The following is a 14,605-nucleotide window of genomic DNA, read 5'->3' as shown; positions in this document are numbered from 1 at the left end:
TCCGCGCGGCCACAGTCGGCGAACCTTCTCGACATATCGATCAAACCGCTGCATCGTGGACATGCTGCAAGATCACCTCAAGGGAGAGGATCGAGAAGATGGCGACGCGCCACCCCCGGCACCGACCGTTCCGCCTCGGCACGGCCCCCGGCCGTGCCCTCCCCATCGCGCTCGCCGCGGTCACCGTGGTCGCCCTGGCCCCGGCGGCGTCCGCCGCCGCCCGCCCGCACTACACGCCCGGCGCGGAAGGCGTCGGCGACGCCTACTTCCCGCTGGAGGGCAACGGCGGGTACGACGCCCGGCACTACTCGCTGAAGCTGGCCTACGACCCCGACTACGACCAGCTCGACGGCACCGTCACCCTCACCGCCCGCGCCACCCAGGACCTGTCGCGCTTCGACCTGGACCTGTCGGGCATGGACGTCGCCCGGGTGAAGGTGAACGGCAAGAGGGCGTCGTTCACGCGCAAGGGCCAGGAGCTCGTGATCACCCCCGCCAAGGGGCTGCGCGAGAACAGCCGCTTCACCGTCGAGATCGCTTACGGCGGCGTGCCGCAGACGATCGTCGGCTCCCCCATCGTGTTCGGCTCGCCCTACGGCTTCCTGCACACCCCCGACGGCGCGTTCGTCGGCGGCGAGCCGAACGGCGCCTCCACCTGGTTCCCGGTCAACGACCACCCCTCGGACAAGGCCACCTACGACTACACGGTGACCGTGCCGAAGGGCCTCACCGTCGTCGCCAACGGCCTGCCCGGCGGGAAGCGGACGGGCGTGACGGCCTTCAGCCGCCGCGCCGCCAAGGCCCCGTCCGACACCTTCACCTGGCGCGAGAACCGCCCGATGGCCAGCTACCTGACCACCATCGACATCGGCAAGTGGACCGTCAAGGAGGGCCGGACGCCCGGCGGCCTGAACAACTACGTCGCGGTCGACCCGACGCTGCTGGCCGCCCAGCCCACCGCCGTCGACTTCTTCTACGACACGACCGCCCAGGCCACCGACCTGTGGAACGACACCTTCGGCGCCTACCCGTTCGAGACGACCGGCGCGATCGCCGACGACGCCCGCTACAACGACCAGCCGCTCGGATTCTCCCTGGAGACCCAGAGCAAGCCGGTCTACTCGGCCGTCCGCAGCACCGGCACCATCGCGCACGAGCTGGCCCACCAGTGGTTCGGCGACGCCGTCTCCCCGCAGCGCTGGAAGGACGTCTGGCTGAACGAGAGCTTCGCCACCTGGGCGCAGTGGTGGTGGGCCGAGAAGAACGGCGGCCGCACCGTCGCCGACCAGGCCCGCCTCACCTACAACGCGCGCGTCTACCCCGACCCGGCGGGCAACCCGTTCTGGTCGGTCAAGACCGCCGACCCCCAGCGCGACACCATGTTCAACCAGCGCGTCTACAGCGGCGGCGGCATGGCGCTGCAGTTCCTGCGCGAGAAGATCGGTGACGAGAAGTTCTTCACCCTGCTGCGGACCTGGTATAAGCAGCACCGCTACGGCAACGCCACGAGCGAGCAGTTCGTCGCGCTGTCGCAGCAGGTCTCCGGGCAGGACCTCACCGCCTTCTGGAACGCCTGGATCTACTCCACCACCAAGCCCGCCATCTGACCGGCGGCACCGCGCGGAGGCCGGGACCGGCGCTTGCCGGTTCCGGCCTCCGCCGTGACGCGGCGCCCCTTCCGCCCTAGGCTTCCGGCGAGTGGGCGTCTTCGCATGGGTGGCCTGGTACGCGTTCCGCCGCCACACCGCCTACCCGCTCGCCTCCCTCGCCGAGGCCGTCACCAACACCGTGTTCGGCTTCCTGCGCGCCTACGTGCTCACCGCGCTCTGGGCCGCCCGCCCGCACCTCGGCGGCTACGACGCGACCGACGCGGTGACGTTCACCTTCCTCACCCAGGCCCTCATCGGGCCGGTGCAGATCTTCGGCGGCCTGGAGCTGTCCCGGCGCATCCGCACCGGCGACGTCGCCATCGACCTGTACCGCCCGGCCGGGCTGCAGGCGTGGTGGCTCGCCGACGACCTCGGCCGCGCCGCCGGGTCGCTCGTGCTGCGCGGCGGGCTGCCGCTCGCCGCGGGCTTCCTCGCCTTCGACCTGCGGGCGCCCGGCCCGGCGGGCCTCGCCGCGTGCGTGCCGTCGTTCGCGCTCGCCATCGTCACCGGGTTCGCGCTGCGCTACCTGGTGGCGCTCGGCGCGTTCTGGCTGCACGACGACCGGGGCCTCGCGTCGGTGGCGCTGGTGCTGTCGCTGTTCCTGTCCGGGATGATCGTCCCGCTGGTGGTGTTCCCCGGCCCGGCGGGCGACGTCGCCCGCGCGCTGCCCTGGTCCGCGCTCGTCCAGGTGCCCGCCGAGGTGTTCCTCGGCAAGCGCACCGGCGCCGGGCTCGCGTCCGCGCTCGCGTTCCAGGCGGCCTGGGCGGCGGCGCTGCTCGCGGCGGGGGCGCTCGCCACCCGGCGCGCGCGCCGCCGGCTGGTGATCCACGGTGGGTGACGCGGCGCGCGCCTACGCGCTGCTCGCCTGGACCTGGACGCGCGCCGCCGCGCAGTACCCGGTGTCGCTCGCCCTGCTCGCCGCCGGGGCGGCCGCCGTCACCGCGCTGGACGTCGCGGGCATCGCGATGCTGTTCGCGCACGCCCCGCGCATCGCCGGGTTCACCGCCCCCGAGGTGCTGCTGCTGTACGGCACGTCGTCGCTGTCGTTCACGGTGTCGGACGTCCTGCTCGGCACGTCCGAGACGCTCGGCGAGCGCATCCGCGCCGGCGACTTCGACGTCATGCTGGTCCGCCCGGTGAGCCCGCTCGTCCAGATCGCCACCGAGGAGTTCTCGCCGCGCCGCTTCGGCAAGCTGGTCCCCGCCGCCGTCGTCCTCGCCTACGCGCTCCCGCGCCTGCACACGCACTGGACGCCGGGCCGGATCGCGATGCTGCCGCTGATGGTCGCCGCGGGCACCGCGCTGTTCTGCGGGATCTGGGTGCTGACCGCCGCGCTGCAGTTCGTCCTCGTCGACGGGCAGGGCGCGACCAAGGCGTTCACCTACGGCGGCGCGTTCCTCACCCAGTACCCGATGACGATGTTCGCCCGCGACTTCGTGCGCGGCGTGACGTTCGTGGTGCCGCTCGCCTTCGTCAACTGGCAGCCCGCGCTCTACGTCCTGGACCGCCCCGACCCGCTCGGCCTGCCCGCCGCCGCCCGCTTCACCTCCCCCGCCGTCGCCGCGCTCGTCTGCGCGGCCGCCGCGGCGGCGTGGCGGGCGGGCCTCCGCCGCCACCGCTCGACCGGGAGCTGACCATGATCGAGGTCACCGGCGCCGCCAAGGCGTTCGCCGTCCGCCGCCGGACGGGGCGGCTGCGCCGCTCCCGCACCGTCGTGCACGCCGTCCGCGACCTCGGGTTCACCGTGCCGCGCGGCGCGTTCGTCGGGCTGCTCGGCCCGAACGGCGCGGGCAAGTCCACCACCATCAAGATGCTGACCGGCATCCTCGCCCCGTCGGCGGGGACGGTGCGGGTGTGCGGGCTCGACCCGTCGCGGCAGCGCACCGCGCTGGCCCGCCGCATCGGGGTCGTCTTCGGGCAGCGCACCACGCTCTGGTGGGACCTGCCGCTCCGCGACAGCCTCGACCTCGCCCGGCGCCTCTACCGGGTGGAGGGCCGCGCGCACCGGGCGCGGCTCGCCGAGCTCACCGACCTGCTGGAGCTCGCGCCCTTCCTGGACACCCCGGTCCGCCAGCTCAGCCTCGGGCAGCGCATGCGCGGCGACCTCGCCGCCGCGCTGCTGCACGCGCCCGAGCTGCTGATCCTGGACGAGCCGACGATCGGCCTCGACGTCGTCAGCCGGGCGACCGTGCGCGGCTTCCTGGAGCGCCTCAACACCGAGCGCGGCACGACGGTCCTGCTCACCACGCACGATCTCGGCGACATCGAGCGGCTCTGCCCGCGCGTCCTCATCATCGACCACGGGCGGCTCGCCTTCGACGGCGACCTGGACCGGCTGCGCGCCGAGGTCGGCGGCGAGCGGCTGCTCGTCGTCGAGCTGGCCCGGCCGGGGCCACCGCTCCGGCTGCCCGGCGTCGCGGTGGACCGCGTCGAGGGGCCGCGCCAGTGGCTGCGCCTGCCCGAGGGCGAGAGCGCCGCCGCCGTCATCGCCCGCCTCGCCGCCGGCCACGAGGTCCGCGACATCGCGCTGCGCGAGACCGGCATCGACGAGGTGGTGGCGCGGCTGTACCGCGGCGACCGCGCCTACCGCGCTCAGTAGCCGGCCCGCTGGTCCTGGTAGTAGACGGGCGCCTCGTCCTCGTCGCGGCGGGCGCCCCAGCGGCGCGGCGCCCAGGTCGGCATGAGCAGCGCGAATCCCAGCATCGCGTAGGCGCCGGTGCCGAGCAGCATGCGCAGGCCGAAGTCCAGGTCGCCCGACGGCGGCACCCGGGCGGGCAGGCCGAGGGCGCGCGCGGGGTCGATGAGGAAGCAGGCCGACAGGCCGAGCAGCGCGAGCGCCGGCACGAGCGACACCAGGGGCGACGCCCAGCGCGCCACGATCACCACGCCCGTCACCAGGCCGACCGCGGCGAGCAGCGCGAACGCCCCGTAGATGCGGGTGCGGTCGGTGATCTGCTGCCCCATGCCGTCGAAGGACTGCCCCGCCTGGACGTAGCCCCACGCCGTGCCGTACAGCAGCGCGGGGGTGAGCAGGACGCCGAGGAACAGGCCGAACGTATGCCGCACCGCGCATCACATCCCATCGGACGGTCCGCCTCCGGGACCGCGGACCACGCCCGCCCATCACAGCACGCGATCCCGCACCGGCGCAGTAAATCCTCCTTTATCCGTCATGACGGAGCGTCAGGGCGCGCCGTGGGCCCTCCCCTTCACCTGCGGGAACGCCCGCCGGGGGGCCGCGCCCGTTTTGAGTGCGATTGTGAGGGCATCGGCGTGGCATTCATCACGACGCACGTTGGAGGACACCATGTCGACCGCCGTCTGGGTCGTCGTCGCCGTCGTCATCGTCGCCGTCCTCGCCGTGGTCGGGTACCTGGTCTGGTCCCGGTCGCGTTCCCGGCGGTTGCGACAGCAGTTCGGCCCCGAGTACGACCGCACCGTGGAGCAGCAGGGCAGCCGGAGCGCCGCCGAGAAGGAGCTGCAGGACCGCAGCCGGCGCCATCAGGAGCTGGAGCTGCGCGAGCTCGAGCCGGCGCGGCGCGAGGAGTACCGCGAGGAGTGGACCAAGGTCCAGGAGCGGTTCGTGGACGCGCCCGAGGCCGCCGTCGAGGAGGCCGACCGGCTGGTCACCCGGGCGATGGGCGAGCGCGGCTACCCGACCGGCGACTTCGACGAGAACGTCGTGCACCTGTCGGTCGAGCACGGCCGGACGCTGGACCACTACCGCCGCGCCCACGAGATCAGCGAGCGGGCGGGCGCCAAGCAGGCCCCCACCGAGGAGCTGCGCCAGGCGATGGTGCACTACCGGGCCCTGTTCGAGGACCTGCTGGCCGTGCCGGCGGACGAGCGCGCCACCGCGCCCGCCGTGGAGACCGCGGACCGGCCCGACGAGTCCCCCGCCGAGCGCACCGCGCCCGGCGAGCCCGTGGGCGCCGAGGGCGACCGCGGGCACCGCGACCGCGCCGCGGCCGAGCGGCGCGACGACGAGCAGACCCCGAGGAGCTGACGACGATGACCGACCGCGATCTGAACGACGGCCGTGACGAGCACGGCCACCCCGTCGAGACGGCCGAGAACGGCGACACCCGCGTCGCCGGCGGGCCCGCCGGCGAGGGCGGCTACGAGGAGAACCGGTACGAGGAGGAGCGGCGCTACGACGAGGACGGCGACGACGCCGGCCGCGACCGCACCGGCACCGGCGAGTTCGGCCGCACCGAGGCCGAGGCCGGAACCGGCGAGCGCGCCGGCGAGACCAGCACCGACGAGGTCTCCGCCGACGAGCGCGCGGACGAGCGCACCGGCGAGGACCGCAACGACGACGACCGCACCGACGACCGCACCGACGAGTACGCCGACGAGACCTCGGCGGACGCCCCCGCGGAGGCCTCCGCCGAGACCTCCACCGAGACCGCGGCCGGCATCCCGTCCGACCCGGCGGGCGAGAGCCCCATCGAGCGGATCCTCGACCCGGCCGAGGCGGACCGCTTCAAGGACCGCTGGCACGACCTGCAGTCGGCGTTCGTGGACGACCCGGGCGACGCGGTGCAGCGCGCCGGCGACCTCACCGACGAGGTCGTGGACGCCCTCACCCAGGCGCTCGCCAAGCACAAGGCCACCCTGGACGACTCCTGGACGGGCGGCGACAGCCCGTCCGACACCGAGAAGCTGCGGCTGGCCCTGCGCGGCTACCGCCAGTTCCTCGACCGCATCCTCGCGTCCTGACGTCCCGCACGCGCCGCCCGCCGGGTTCCTCGCCCGGCGGGCGGTTCTTTTTCGCCGCCCGCGGCGCCGATGCGTGATCGGACCGTCACCCCTGGCTAGCGTGGGCGCATGCGTCCCCGTACCGCCGCGACGGTCCTGCTCGCCGTTCCAGCCCTCCTCGCGCCCGTCCTCCTGCCCGGTCCCGCCGGGGCCGCCGCCCGCCCGCTGGACCTCGGCATCGGCGGCCGGGCCGAGCACCGGCGTGCCGTTCCCGACGAGACGCAGACCGTCACCTGGCAGGTGCGCAACTTCGGCGGCCTGCCGGTCGAGCGGGTCGTGCTGGACGCGCGCGTCCCCGCCGGCTGGTCCTGGTACAGCGGCTCCTGCGCGCTGATCGCGGCGGGGCGGCTGCGCTGCCCGCTCGGCCGCCTCGCGCCCGGCGCCGCCCGGACCGCGCGGATCGTCCTCACCGTGCCGCACCGCCCGAGCTTCGGCCCCGCCCGGCTGAGCGCCGTGACGCGCTTCGCCGCGAACGGCGTCGACCACCGCGGTCCGTCGGCCGGGATGCGCTTCGCCGTCGTACGGCATCGCTGACCGGGGGTGGCCGCCGGGCCCCGCGAGGTGAATACTGAATCGCGTTCGGTATGCCCCGCGAAGGAGGATCGGCGTGTCAGAGCACACCATGACCATCGGTGGCCGGGCGGTGGCCGCGCCCGCGACGTTCGGGGTGGTCAACCCCGCGACGGGCGAGGTCGCCGACCGGGCCCCGGACGCGTCCCGCGAGCAGCTCGACGCGGCGATGGCGGCCGCCCGCGACGCCTACCCGGCCTGGCGGAGCGACGAGCAGGCCCGCCGCAAGGCGCTGCTCGCCGCCGCCGACGTGCTGTTCGCGCGGTCGGAGGAGATCGGCCGGATCCTCACCCTGGAGCAGGGCAAGCCGCTCGCCGAGGCGACCATGGAGGTCGTCGGCGCCGGCGTCTGGCTGAAGTACTACGCCGAGCTGGAGCTCGCCCCCGAGGTCATCCAGGACGACGCCGCCGCGCGCGTCGAGGTGCACCGCCGCCCGCTCGGCGTGGTCGCCGCGATCACCCCGTGGAACTACCCGCTGCTGCTCGCCGCCTGGAAGATCGCGCCCGCGCTGGTGGCCGGCAACACCCTGGTCCTGAAGCCCTCGCCCTACACCCCGCTGTCCAGCCTGAAGCTCGGCGAGGTGCTGCGCGACGTGCTGCCGCCCGGCGTGCTCAACGTGGTGAGCGGCGGCGACGACCTCGGCGCGTGGATGACCTCGCACCCGGTCCCCCGCAAGGTCAGCTTCACCGGCAGCGTCGCGACCGGCAAGCGGGTCGCCGCCTCGGCCGCCCCCGACCTGAAGCGCGTCACGCTGGAGCTCGGCGGCAACGACGCGGCGATCCTGCTCGACGACGTCGACCCCGCCGCCGTCGCCGACCGGGTGTTCGGCGCCGCGTTCATGAACAACGGCCAGGTCTGCTCGGCGATCAAGCGCGTGTACGTGCCCGAGGCGCTGCACGGCGACGTCGTGGAGGCGCTCGCCGCCAAGGCGCGCGGCGTCAAGGTCGGCGACGGCTTCACCGAGGGCGTGCAGTACGGACCCGTCAACAACAGGCCGCAGTTCGAGCGGGTCGGCGAGCTCGTCGCCGACGCCCTCGCCGGGGGCGCGCGCGCCGCGGCGGGCGGCGGGCCCGTCGACGGGCCCGGCTACTTCTTCGAGCCGACCATCCTCACCGACGTCTCCCCGGACGCCCGGATCGTCGTCGAGGAGCAGTTCGGCCCGGCGCTGCCGGTCCTGCCCTACCGGGACGTGGACGAGGCGGTCGCGCAGGCCAACGGCACCGAGTTCGGCCTGTCGGGCTCGGTGTGGAGCGCCGACGCCGACCGCGCCGGCGAGGTCGCCGCGCGGCTGGAGTGCGGCACCGCCTGGGTCAACACCCACCTCGCGCTCGCCCCCCACCAGCCGTTCGGCGGGTTCAAGTGGAGCGGCGTCGGCGTCGAGAACGGCCCGTGGGGCCTCTACGGCTTCACCGAGCTGCAGGTGCTGCACCGCTCGAAGGGCTGATCCGGCCGCGGTGCACCGGGCCGCGCCGCCCGGTGCACCGGCCCGTCCCTTGATGGGACACTTTGCGCACCGGCGCGCCGACCGCCGCGCCGCGCGTGAGGGGAGGGCCGGATGGGCACCTGGGAGCTCATGCGCCAGGACGACAACGGCGTGGAGTACCCGATGGGCTCGCACGCCTCGCGGGCGGGCGCGCTCGCGCGGCTGCTGGTGTTCGAGAGCGGCGTCCCCCACAAGCAGACCTACTGGGTGGCGGGCCCGGCCGAGCCGGTCCTGCGCACCAACCGCGACCTCTACCTGCATCTGCTGCGCCTCGGGCAGGACCTGCGGGCCGCCTCCTGGTCGCTGTCGGGGTACCTGCGCGGGCTGTGGCGGGCGGCGGGCCCCCTAGCCGACCGCGACGAGCTCTCGCCGGACGACGTCGCCGCGCTGTTCAGCGCCGCGCAGCTCGTCCCGCCGGTCCCCTACAACGGCGCCTGGACCGTCACCGACTTCACGCTGCCGCGCGGAGAGCCGTCGTCCCACGCCGACTGGGAGCGGGTGGTGCTGTCCCAGATCGCCTACCTGGAGGACTTCGTCACCGCTCCCCCGGGGCCGCGCGCCCGCTTCGGCGCGGACGCGCCGCGGCCCCCCGGGTCGGGCCGCCGGGCGACGCCCGCCCGCTGGTGCAACTTCGACCCGGCCACCTACCTGGAGTGCGCGGTCGCCGGCAGCGTCGGCGGCTGGGACGCCGGCGACGGCGCCCGCGAACCGCGCGCCGGCGGCCCCGCCCGCTCGCCCGTCCGCGACCTCGCACCGTTCGGGTGGGGCGACCTCTGCCGCATGCTCGCCTGCGGGCAGCTCTACGAGTAGGCGTCCACGAGGAGGCGCCGCCGCTGTTCTGTCGGTGCCCGGTGCGACACTGGCCCCGTGGGCCGAAGACCGGTCGTGGTGGACGTGGGCGGCGGCTGGCGGCGGGCGACGTCCCCGCCCCACCCGGCGCTCCGCCCCTTCCTGCGCGTTTATGTGGGGTACCGAGGCCGGGCGGACGCGCCGGAGCGGGTGCGGACGCTGCCGACGCGGTCCGCCGTCCTGATCGTCAACTTGGGCACGCCGCTCCGCCTGGAGGCGCCCGCCGCGCCCGAGGCGGCCTTCGCCTCGTTCGTCGCCGGCCTGCACGACGGGCACGGCTCCTACACCAGCCCCGGCGGCCAGCGCGGCGTGCAGCTCGACCTGACGCCGCTCGGCGCCTACACGCTGCTCGGCGCGCCGATGTCCGACCTCACCAACCGGATCACCGATCCCGCCGAGCTGTGCGGTCCCGGCTTCGGCGAGCTCGTCGAGCGCATGGCGGCCGCCCCCGGCTGGCCCGAGCGGTTCGACCTGCTCGACGGCTTCCTGCTGCACCGGCTGGACATCGGCCCCTCCCCCGCGCCGGAGGTGCGGCGCGCGTGGCGGTTGCTGGCCGCCGCGCACGGCGGCGTCCCGGTCGAGCGGCTGGCGGACGAGGTCGGCTGGAGCCGCCGCCATCTGGCGGAGCGCTTCCGCGCGCAGGTCGGGCTGCCGCCCAAGGTCGCCTCCCGGGTGCTGCGGTTCCAGCACGCCCTGGAGACGGCGTCCGCGGGCGCCGAGAACTGGGCCGCGGTCGCGGCGTCGTGCGGCTACGCCGACCAGGCGCACCTGAACCGCGAGTTCCGCGCGCTGGCCGGCTGCACCCCCACGCGGCTGCTCGTGGCGCAGTCCGGATCCCTCTCCACCACCGCCGACCTGCGCTCGGACCCCGCACCCGCATGAAACGGCTCCTCCGGGCTATACCGGGAGCGACTCGTGGAGGTGCGACATGGTCTGGGCCGGTCTGCTGCTGATGGTCGTCGGCGTCACGCTCGCGTTCTACGTGCGCGGCGACCTCGGCGGCGTCGATCTCACCCTCGCCGGGGCGATCGCGATGGCCGCCGGGGCCGTGCTCGTCATCGCGGCGATCCTGCAGCTGCGGCGGGCCCGCCGCACCGGCGGCACCGGCCTGCGCGGCCGCGCGGCGCAGGGCTACTACAAGACCGGCAAAGGCAAGATCATCGCGATGATCGTGGCGGTCGTCTACATCGTCTCGCCCATCGACCTCGTCCCCGACTTCCTGCTGCCGATCGGCATCGTCGACGACGCGAGCGCGCTCACCTGGCTGCTGTTCGCGTTCGGCCAGGAGTACCGCCGCCGCCACGGGCAGGCGCTGCCGCCCGCCTGACGGTCTAGGCCAGGCCGGGGCCGATCGCCTCGAACACGCTCTCGTCGGCCGCCCACGGGGTGCCCGGCCGCGGCCAGTGCACGGCGATGTCGGTGATGCCGAGCGCGCCGTAGCGGCCGGCGAGGTCGGCGAAGGTCTGCGGCGACTCCAGCCACGGCTCGTCGTTGAACCCGGTGAGCAGCAGCCGCCGCACGTCGCGCGGGTCGCGGTCCTCCCGCTCGCAGGACCGCTCCAGCAGCGCGACCTTGTCGCGGACGACGGCGGCGAGGTCGCCGCCCTTGTTCACGGCGGCACCGCTGTCGATGATCCAGCCGTCGCCGACGCGGGCGGCCAGCGCGACGCCGCGCGGACCGGTGCCCGCGACGTAGATCGGGACGCGCGGCCGCTGCACGCAGCCGGGACCGGTGAAGGCCTCGCGGACCTCGTAGTACTCGCCCTCGAAGCTGGTCTCGGGGCCGCGCAGGATGCGGTCGAGCAGCGTCGTCCACTCGGCGTAGCGGTCGGCGCGCTGCCGCGGCGTCAGCTCGGGCCCGCCGAGGATGTCGCCGTCGGAGGTGCGGTTGGCGCCGCCCGCGCCGACGCCGAGGGTGAGGCGCCCCCCGCTGATGTGGTCGATGGTCTTGGCGGCGTGCGCGGCGAGGACGGGGTGCCGCAGGTTCGGGGACGTCACCAGGGTGCCGAGGCGGATGCGGGAGGTGGTCGCGGCGGCCGCGGCGAGGGTGGTGTAGGCGTCGTACCAGGGGGTGTGGCCGCGCCAGGCGGTGTGGTCGTACACCCAGGCGGTGTCGAAGCCCAGCTCCTCGGCGCGCCGCCACTGCTCCCCGGCCTGCGGCCAGGACTGCGTCGGCCACATCACGACGCCCACCCGCGGTGCGCTCACCGGTCTCCCCCTCCGCCTGCGGTCCTTCCGGCCCCTACTCCATCACGTCCGGTCCGCCGCGCCCGCACCGAGGTGGGTGCGGAGGGCCCACCACCAGTGGGCGGCGCCGGCGACGGCGTCGCCGCCGGCCGGGAGCGGCCGGCCGGTGATCTCGCGGAGCCGCCGCAGCCGGTACTTGACCGTGTTGGCGTGGACGTGCAGCGCCCGCGCGGTGACGTCGACGCGGCCGCCGTGGTCGAGGTAGGCGAGGGCGGTCTCGGCCAGCTCGCGGTGGAAGGCGTCGGCGGCGTCCAGGCCGGGCAGCAGCTCGGCGGCGAGCAGCCGGCCGAGCTCGGGTTCGGCCTCGGTGGCGGTGAGCAGCGCGAGGCCCGCGAGGGGGCGGAGGCCGGTGAGGCCGGCGGCGGTCCCGGCGCGCAGGGCGCGGCGGGCCAGGCCGTACTGGGCTCCGACGCGGGCGGGCGGCACCGCGGGCGCCGCGACGAGCAGGGGGACGTCCGCGGGCAGGTCGGGCAGGCGGGCGAGCAGCGCGGCGAGCCGCCCGTCGACCAGCCCGCAGAGCGCGGGCCCGGCGGCGGTGAGCGCCGTCTCCAGCCGGGACGCGACGGCCGGGTCGCTGACGTCGGAGACCACGCAGTGGTAGGAGCCGGCGGGGTCCAGCGGGGCGCCGCCGGGGACGGGCTCGCCGTGCAGCAGCAGCCGCAGCGCCTGCTGGCGGGCGTCGCGGACGGTGCGGGCCATCTCCAGCTCGGCGCCGCGGTGGGCGTGCACCATCCGGTGCACGAGGGCGCTGGTGATCTCGTCGATCCGGGTGACGCCCTCCAGCAGCACCTCGGCCGGGACGCCGGTGCGGCGGCCCTCCTCGACCAGGGCGCGGACCAGGTGGGCGCGGCCCGCCTGGAAGCCGTCGAGGAACGCCGCGACCGGGACGCCCTGGCGGGCCCGGTCGGAGCCGAGCCGCTCGGCGGCCGCGAGCACCTCCGGGCCGGGGCCGCCGTCGCGGAGGGCGGCGAGGACGCCCCGCACCAGGGCGCGGGTGTGGCGGCGGGTCTCCTCCTCGGGCAGCGCGGCGACGAGGTCGGACTTACCGCGCGCGGCGCGCACGGTCGCCTCCAGCAGCCCGGGGTCGTCGCTGCGGCCGGCGAGCAGCCGCAGGAAGGCGTCGTCCACCGCCCCACCCCCCGTCTTGTCGCTCGAGGACAACGGCCCCCGGCGGGCTTGGACCACATCACTCTAGGCGAGCCCCCCGCGATGGTGTTCGGTGGAGGCAGACGAAAGCAAGGAGTGCCCCATGTCCGACGAGGAGAAGTTCCTCGACAGCCTGGCGACCGATCTGATCTTCCGGCTGCCGCCCACCTTCGACGACGTCGAGGACGAGCGCCGCCACCGCAAGGAGCGCCTCACCGCGGCCCTGCGGATCTTCGGGAAGTTCGGCTTCGAGGAGGGCGTGGCCGGGCACATCACCGCCCGCGACCCGGAGCGCACCGACCACTTCTGGGTCAACCCGTTCGGCATGTCCTTCAAGCACATCAAGGTCAGCGACCTGATCCTGGTGAACCACGAGGGCAAGGTCGTGCAGGGCCGCTACCCGGTGAACGAGGCGGCCTTCGCCATCCACTCCCAGGTGCACCAGGCCCGGCCCGACGTGGTCGCCGCCGCGCACAGCCACTCCACGCACGGCCGCGCGATCTCCGCGCTCGGCCAGACGCTGGAGCCGATCACCCAGGACGTGTGCGCCTTCTACCAGGACCACGGCCTGTTCGACGACTACACCGGCGTCGTCACCGACCTGGAGGAGGGCAAGCGCATCGCCGCCGCCCTCGGGGACCACAAGGCCGTCATCCTGCGCAACCACGGCCTGCTGACCGTCGGCGACACCGTGGACGCGGCCGCCTGGTGGTTCATCACCATGGAGCGCTCGTGCCAGGTGCAGCTCCTCGCCAAGGCCGCGGGCCAGGTCGTCCCGATCGAGCACGAGAACGCGGTGCTGACTCACCGGCAGATCGGCAACGACCTCGTCGGCTGGATCAACTACCAGCCGCTGTACGACCAGATCACCCGCGAGCAGCCCGACCTGTTCGACTGATCTCCGGGAGGGCCCGGTCCCGCGCCGCAGGCGCCGGGCCGGGCCCTCGCCGTTCTCAGCGGACGCCGCCCGCGCGGGGGTCGTGGTGGGCCAGCACGCGCAGCAGCAGGGCGTGCAGCTGCGCGCGCTCGCCGGGGTCCAGCGGGGCGAGCAACTCGGCGTCCAGCCGTGCGGCCCCGGCCGTGACGGCGTCCAGCTCGGCCCGCCCCGCGGCGGTCGGCTCGACCAGGTAGCGGCGGCGGTCGGCCGGGTCGCGCTCGCGGCGGGCGAGGCCGAGGCCCTCCAGGCGGCCGACGACCTCGACCAGGTCGCTCGGGTCGATGCCGAGCCGCGTGCCGAGGGCGCGCTGCGAGACCGGCGGTCCTTCGGCGAGAGCGGCGAGCACCGCGACGTGCCACAGCCCGAGGCCGTGCCCGTCCGCCAGCGCGCCCATCCGCGCCCGCCCGGCCCGCCCCGCCCGGGCGAGCACGAAGGTCGTCACGCCCAGCAGCCGCTCGGGCAGCCCGTCGTCCATCCGGCCAGTGTAGGGTCGCACCAATCATTGGTGAACACCTACGATTGGACGACGATGGACGCCCTGTACCCGCGCCTGCTGGTGGACGACTTCCCGGCGTGCGCGCTCTTCTACGAGCGGGTCCTGCGCGAGCTGCTCGGCATCGAGCCCGCGAAGGTGGTGCCGCAGGCGCGCTACGCGTCCTGGGACGCCGAGGGCGGGACGCTGCTGTCGCTGTTCGACCGGGCGGCGCTCGCCGAGGCGGTGGGCGCCGGCGGCCCGCCGGACGCCGCCGCGCGCGACCGCGCCATGCTCACGTTCCGCGTCCCGGACGTGGACGCGGCGGCCGCGACGCTCACCGGGTTCGGCGCTCGGCCGGTGGCGGCGCCGCAGGACCGTCCCCAATGGGGGCCGGGCCTCCGGACCGCCCATCTCAGGGATCCCGAGGGAAACCTGCTGGAACTCCAGTCCTACTGATCCGCCGCGCCCCGACCTTCTCACCCGAGGGGA

At 75.1% G+C, this 14,605-nt stretch carries 17 protein-coding genes; 13 read left to right on the top strand and 4 right to left on the bottom strand.

Annotated features, from left to right (window positions below; translation table 11 throughout):
- The first annotated feature begins 98 nt into the window (after positions 1–98).
- From K1Y72_RS32540 to K1Y72_RS32525, 4 genes are all read left to right on the top strand, one after another.
- Positions 99–1,607 (top strand): M1 family metallopeptidase, encoded by a 1,509-nt coding sequence (locus tag K1Y72_RS32540; protein WP_220170369.1) that lies wholly within the window; start codon positions 99–101, stop codon positions 1,605–1,607.
- 91 nt (positions 1,608–1,698) lie between these two features.
- Positions 1,699–2,487, top strand: coding sequence for an ABC transporter permease (locus K1Y72_RS32535; RefSeq protein ID WP_220170368.1), 789 nt, complete (start codon positions 1,699–1,701; stop codon positions 2,485–2,487).
- Complete coding sequence (locus tag K1Y72_RS32530; protein WP_220170367.1) at positions 2,480–3,283, top strand: ABC transporter permease; 804 nt, start codon at positions 2,480–2,482, stop codon at positions 3,281–3,283. Before K1Y72_RS32535 ends, K1Y72_RS32530 begins: the two co-directional genes overlap by 8 nt.
- 2 nt (positions 3,284–3,285) lie before the next feature.
- Positions 3,286–4,248 (top strand): ABC transporter ATP-binding protein, encoded by a 963-nt coding sequence (locus K1Y72_RS32525; protein ID WP_220170366.1) that lies wholly within the window; start codon positions 3,286–3,288, stop codon positions 4,246–4,248.
- On the opposite strand, the gene K1Y72_RS32520 is transcribed toward K1Y72_RS32525, so the two are convergent.
- Positions 4,242–4,715, bottom strand: coding sequence for a hypothetical protein (locus K1Y72_RS32520; protein WP_220170365.1), 474 nt, complete (start codon positions 4,713–4,715; stop codon positions 4,242–4,244). The two genes, K1Y72_RS32525 and K1Y72_RS32520, sit on opposite strands and share 7 nt — an antisense overlap.
- A gap of 241 nt (positions 4,716–4,956) precedes the next feature.
- On the opposite strand from K1Y72_RS32520, the gene K1Y72_RS32515 reads away from it, so the two are divergent.
- From K1Y72_RS32515 to K1Y72_RS32485, 7 genes are all read left to right on the top strand, one after another.
- On the top strand, positions 4,957–5,655 hold the full coding sequence (locus K1Y72_RS32515; RefSeq protein WP_220170364.1) for a hypothetical protein: 699 nt from the start codon (positions 4,957–4,959) through the stop codon (positions 5,653–5,655).
- Between the two features lie 5 nt (positions 5,656–5,660).
- On the top strand, positions 5,661–6,371 hold the full coding sequence (locus K1Y72_RS32510) for a hypothetical protein (protein WP_220170363.1): 711 nt from the start codon (positions 5,661–5,663) through the stop codon (positions 6,369–6,371).
- A gap of 108 nt (positions 6,372–6,479) precedes the next feature.
- Entirely contained in the window at positions 6,480–6,944 is a 465-nt protein-coding gene (locus K1Y72_RS32505) for an NEW3 domain-containing protein (protein WP_220170362.1), read from the top strand.
- Between the two features lie 73 nt (positions 6,945–7,017).
- Entirely contained in the window at positions 7,018–8,424 is a 1,407-nt protein-coding gene (locus K1Y72_RS32500; protein ID WP_308287333.1) for an aldehyde dehydrogenase family protein, read from the top strand.
- A 111-nt stretch (positions 8,425–8,535) separates the two neighbouring features.
- Positions 8,536–9,273, top strand: a complete 738-nt coding sequence (locus tag K1Y72_RS32495; protein WP_220170361.1) for a hypothetical protein — start codon at positions 8,536–8,538, stop codon at positions 9,271–9,273.
- A gap of 57 nt (positions 9,274–9,330) precedes the next feature.
- Positions 9,331–10,194, top strand: coding sequence for a helix-turn-helix domain-containing protein (locus K1Y72_RS37450; protein ID WP_220170360.1), 864 nt, complete (start codon positions 9,331–9,333; stop codon positions 10,192–10,194).
- Positions 10,195–10,240: 46 nt separating this feature from the next.
- Positions 10,241–10,639 (top strand): YkvA family protein, encoded by a 399-nt coding sequence (locus tag K1Y72_RS32485; protein WP_258574327.1) that lies wholly within the window; start codon positions 10,241–10,243, stop codon positions 10,637–10,639.
- 4 nt (positions 10,640–10,643) lie between these two features.
- Here the strand turns inward: K1Y72_RS32485 and K1Y72_RS32480 are convergent, their stop codons facing one another.
- Positions 10,644–11,519 carry an LLM class flavin-dependent oxidoreductase gene (locus tag K1Y72_RS32480; RefSeq protein WP_220170359.1) on the bottom strand — a complete coding sequence of 292 codons (876 nt, stop codon included), beginning with the start codon at positions 11,517–11,519 and terminating at the stop codon, positions 10,644–10,646.
- 42 nt (positions 11,520–11,561) lie between these two features.
- Positions 11,562–12,686, bottom strand: coding sequence for a PucR family transcriptional regulator (locus K1Y72_RS32475; protein ID WP_220170358.1), 1,125 nt, complete (start codon positions 12,684–12,686; stop codon positions 11,562–11,564).
- A gap of 121 nt (positions 12,687–12,807) precedes the next feature.
- On the opposite strand from K1Y72_RS32475, the gene K1Y72_RS32470 reads away from it, so the two are divergent.
- Positions 12,808–13,602, top strand: coding sequence for a class II aldolase/adducin family protein (locus K1Y72_RS32470; protein ID WP_220170357.1), 795 nt, complete (start codon positions 12,808–12,810; stop codon positions 13,600–13,602).
- Positions 13,603–13,657: 55 nt separating this feature from the next.
- Here K1Y72_RS32470 and K1Y72_RS32465 read toward each other — a convergent pair whose 3' ends face one another.
- Positions 13,658–14,116, bottom strand: coding sequence for a MarR family winged helix-turn-helix transcriptional regulator (locus tag K1Y72_RS32465; RefSeq protein WP_220170356.1), 459 nt, complete (start codon positions 14,114–14,116; stop codon positions 13,658–13,660).
- Between the two features lie 30 nt (positions 14,117–14,146).
- Here K1Y72_RS32465 and K1Y72_RS32460 point away from each other — a divergent pair, with 30 nt between their 5' ends.
- Positions 14,147–14,572 (top strand): VOC family protein, encoded by a 426-nt coding sequence (locus tag K1Y72_RS32460; protein WP_308287332.1) that lies wholly within the window; start codon positions 14,147–14,149, stop codon positions 14,570–14,572.
- Positions 14,573–14,605 lie beyond the last annotated feature (33 nt).

Source organism: Actinomadura parmotrematis, assembly GCF_019458805.1.
GTDB lineage: Bacteria > Actinomycetota > Actinomycetes > Streptosporangiales > Streptosporangiaceae > Spirillospora > Spirillospora parmotrematis.
The sequence above is the reverse complement of the archived record's forward strand: the minus strand, read 5'-3'. Positions and strand labels throughout refer to the sequence as shown.